Raw genomic sequence first — 3,728 nt, 5'->3', positions numbered from 1 at the left:
ACCCCGGACACCCCCGGATTTCCGGTAGCCGCCCTCGCCCCGACGGCCCGTCACATGCCGCTCGGCACGGTCCCATCCCATCAGGTCGAGGCTTGTCGTAGAGGCGGGGTTTCGGGCCATCGTCGGGGCGAGGGCGGCTACCGGAAATCCGGGGGTGTCCGGGGTGTCCGGGGCGTCCCGTGCTTCTCGCGCTTCTCGCGCTTCTCGCGCTTATCGGGTTCAGGCGCCGTCGAGGGCTCCGGTGATCTTGCGGACCATCTCCAGCATGACGGGGCCGGGCTCGCCCTTCTTGGGGCGGACCGCCGCTTCGAGAGCGACGAGGACGGTGCCGCGGAAGTTGTCGGCCTCGGCCGGGTCCTGCTTCTTGAGCAGGCTCATGGCGGTGGTGAGGGCCGGCAGCACCTGATCGGCGATCTCGGCCACGGACTTCCCGTTCAGGTTCGGGATCTTGGAGTTCTCGGCGAGCACGTACCCGACCGGCCCGGTCGCCGAGGCCAGGGCGAGGCTGCCCTGGGTGGCGATCCGGTGCGGCGAACCGGTGGTGGCACCGGCGGCGGCCATGAGCGTGATGGCGCCGTACGCGGCGGTACGGAGGGTGAGCTTGTCCTGGTCGGTGAGGTTGATGCCCATGGTGATGTGCTCCTTGGATTCGTCAGACCGTTACGGCCCCGGGTCGGGGCTCGCATCGCCTTCGTTCTGGAACAGAGCCTGCGCGCACCGGGTTTCACGACGCCCTCAGCGCGCTTTCAGCGGAGCGCAACTAGCCTGAAGGCCATGCATCAGCCTCGAAGGCGCGACCGGCGACCCGCTCATCGTGCGGGGACGGCCCAACACCGGGTTCCGACCTCGGTAGTTGAGGTCGAGGGGGCCGACGTGGTGATCGTCGGTCACTTCTCCGGCAAGCAGAGGGACTGGGCCGCGCTGATGGATGCGGCGGCGCGGGCGTTGGAGGAACGCGGTGCGCGGGTCGTGGGCCGGATCGTGCAGCGGCGGGGCGTCTCGGCCGGCGGTGCTAGGAAGATGGCGTTGCCCTATTCCTCGCGAACTCTTCTGACGTACGGCAAGGTTCGCGAGGCGGCGGCACTCCGCGAGCGGACGAACGCCGACGCGGCGGTCTTCGTGGGTTGCCTGACGCAGCGTCAGCGCCGCGTGCTGACAGGCATGTTGGGCTGCCCGGCCGTCAGCCTTGCCGATGCCCTGACAACCGCGGCTCAAAGACCCCGGCCAGGCCCACCCTCACCTTCCCGGCCGGAGCCTTCACCCCCTTCAGGGAAGCCCTGAAGAGCGAGCCCTACTCGACCGTCACCGACTTCGCCAGGTTCCGAGGCTGATCCACCTCGTTCCCCCGAGCCGTGGCCAGCTCGCAGGCGAACACCTGCAACGGCACGGTCGCGACCAGCGGTTGCAGCAACGTCGGTGTGGCCGGGATGCGGATCAAGTGGTCGGCGTACGGGACGACCGTCTCGTCGCCCTCCTCCGCGATCACGATCGTCATCGCACCCCGCGCCCGGATCTCCTGGATGTTGGACACGATCTTGTCGTGCAGAACCGACCGCCCACGGGACGAGGGAACCACGACGACGACCGGCATCCCCTCCTCGATCAGCGCGATGGGCCCGTGCTTCAACTCCCCCGCCGCGAAGCCCTCGGCGTGCATGTACGCCAACTCCTTGAGTTTCAGGGCGCCTTCGAGAGCGACGGGGTAACCGACATGCCGGCCCAGGAACAGCACGGTGTTCTTCGACGCCACCGACCGCGCCAACTCCCGTACAGGCTCCATGGTTTCCAGCACCCGCTCGACCTCACCGGAGATCTGCGAAAGGTCCCGGATGACGGCCTGGATCTCGTCGCCCCACTTCGTGCCCCGCACCTGACCGAGATACAGCGCGACCAGATAACACGCCACCAGCTGCGTCAGAAACGCCTTCGTCGACGCTACGGCGACTTCGGGCCCGGCATGCGTGTACAGCACCGCGTCCGACTCCCGCGGAATCGTCGACCCGTTGGTGTTGCAGATGGCCAGGACTTTCGAGCCCTGTTCCCTCGCGTGCCGTAGGGCCATCAGCGTGTCCATCGTCTCGCCGGACTGGGAGATGGCGATGACCAGGGACCGCGCGCCCAGGATCGGGTCCCGGTACCGGAACTCGCTGGCCAGTTCCACCTCGCAGGGGATCCGCGTCCAGTGCTCGATGGCGTACTTGGCGATCAGCCCGGCGTGGAAGGCCGTACCGCACGCGACGATGACGACCTTGTCGATCTCCCGCAACTCGTGGACGGGGATGCGGACTTCATCGAGCGTGAGCAGGCCCGCCGCGTCGATGCGGCCCAGCAACGTGTCGGCGACCGCCTTCGGCTGCTCGGCGATCTCCTTGAGCATGAAGTAGTCGTAGCCGCCCTTCTCCGCGGCGGACGCGTCCCAGTCGACGTGGTACGAACGGACCTCGGCCGGAGCCCCGTCGAACCCGGTGACGGTCACCCCGTCCCGCCGCAGCTCGACGACCTGGTCCTGTCCCAGCTCGATCGCGGAGCGCGTGTGGGCGATGAACGCGGCGACGTCGGAGGCGAGAAAGGCCTCCCCCTCCCCCACTCCGACCACGAGCGGCGAGTTCCGCCGCGCACCCACGACCACACCGGGCTCGTCCGCGTGCACCGCGACCAGCGTGAACGCGCCCTCAAGACGCCGGCACACCTGCCGCATCGCCTCCGCCAGATCCGCGCACCCCGAGAACTCCTCGGCCAGCAGATGCGCGACCACCTCGGTGTCCGTGTCGGAGGCGAGGTCGTGCCCGCGCTCCGCCAACTCGGCCCGCAGACAGGCGAAGTTCTCGATGATGCCGTTGTGGACGACCGCGACGCGCCCCGCGTTGTCGAGATGCGGGTGGGCGTTCGCGTCCGTCGGCCCGCCGTGCGTGGCCCAGCGCGTGTGCCCGATGCCCGTCGACCCCGCCGGCAGCGGGCGGTCGACCAGCTCCTTCTCCAGATTGACGAGCTTCCCCGCCTTCTTGGCCGCCGCCAGCCCGCCGTCCGCGAGCACGGCGACACCCGACGAGTCGTACCCCCGGTACTCCAGCCGCTTCAGCCCGGCCATCACCACATCGAGCGCCGACTGCGACCCCACGTATCCCACGATTCCGCACATGCGCCGCAGCCTAGGCGCCGAACCCCGCCCGAACACGGCACTTCGTGCCCGATTTCGGAAATTACGGCCATGATCGAGAACCGGCCGAGTCTGTCCTTCGCGCCGTCCCCTGCCGACCGGACCGGACCCTCTTATGCAAGCCACGCGGCGCCTGCCCAAGGGGCGCGGGCCGGAGCGGATCCCGACCAGTCCGTCCGCGACCGCTCCGAACCGGCGACCGGGGGAAGCAGACCGTCCATGTCCGACTACGGCTTCGCCCGCGCGTCCCCTGAAGTCCTCGCCACCCGGCACGAGCTGGCCGACCAGGCGATCCGGGCTCTCCAGCACCGGCATCAGCACCGGTGTCCGTGAGCCGGCGATGCGCCCCGCGGTGATCGAGGCAGCCGTGGACGCCCTCACCACCGGCGATCCCACCGCGCCGATCGTCCGCTACCCCGGGACGATCGGCCTGCACATGCGGAGCGCGCTGATCGACATCCTGCTGCCGTCGGGAGTCCCCGCGAGGCCGGACTACGACACCATGAACCCGGACCACGTCCTGGTCCACGGGACGATGCCCGACCCGCCGCCCACCCCGCGACCCGCGCCC

General features: G+C 69.5%; 4 protein-coding genes. 2 read left to right on the top strand and 2 right to left on the bottom strand.

The window, feature by feature from the left end; translation table 11 throughout:
- Positions 1-219: 219 nt before the first annotated feature.
- Positions 220-630: a hypothetical protein gene (locus tag AC31A1_RS48500; RefSeq protein ID WP_489659442.1), complete on the bottom strand. Its 411-nt coding sequence runs from the start codon at positions 628-630 to the stop codon at positions 220-222.
- Positions 631-873: 243 nt separating this feature from the next.
- On the opposite strand from AC31A1_RS48500, the gene AC31A1_RS48495 reads away from it, so the two are divergent.
- The gene (locus AC31A1_RS48495; RefSeq protein WP_489659441.1) at positions 874-1,281 is read left to right on the top strand and encodes a hypothetical protein; all 408 of its coding nucleotides are present in this window, start codon (positions 874-876) and stop codon (positions 1,279-1,281) included.
- Between the two features lie 10 nt (positions 1,282-1,291).
- Here AC31A1_RS48495 and glmS read toward each other — a convergent pair whose 3' ends face one another.
- Positions 1,292-3,139 carry a glutamine--fructose-6-phosphate transaminase (isomerizing) gene (gene glmS / locus AC31A1_RS48490; protein ID WP_489659440.1) on the bottom strand — a complete coding sequence of 616 codons (1,848 nt, stop codon included), beginning with the start codon at positions 3,137-3,139 and terminating at the stop codon, positions 1,292-1,294.
- Between the two features lie 358 nt (positions 3,140-3,497).
- Between glmS and AC31A1_RS48485 the strand changes: the two genes are divergently transcribed.
- Positions 3,498-3,728: hypothetical protein (locus AC31A1_RS48485; protein ID WP_489659439.1), on the top strand; the 231-nt coding region annotated here is incomplete at its 3' end.

The sequence above is a fragment of the Streptomyces sp. P5F9 genome, from assembly GCF_057961495.1.
Note: the sequence above shows the minus strand (reverse complement) of the source record. Positions and strands in the feature narration are given on the sequence as shown.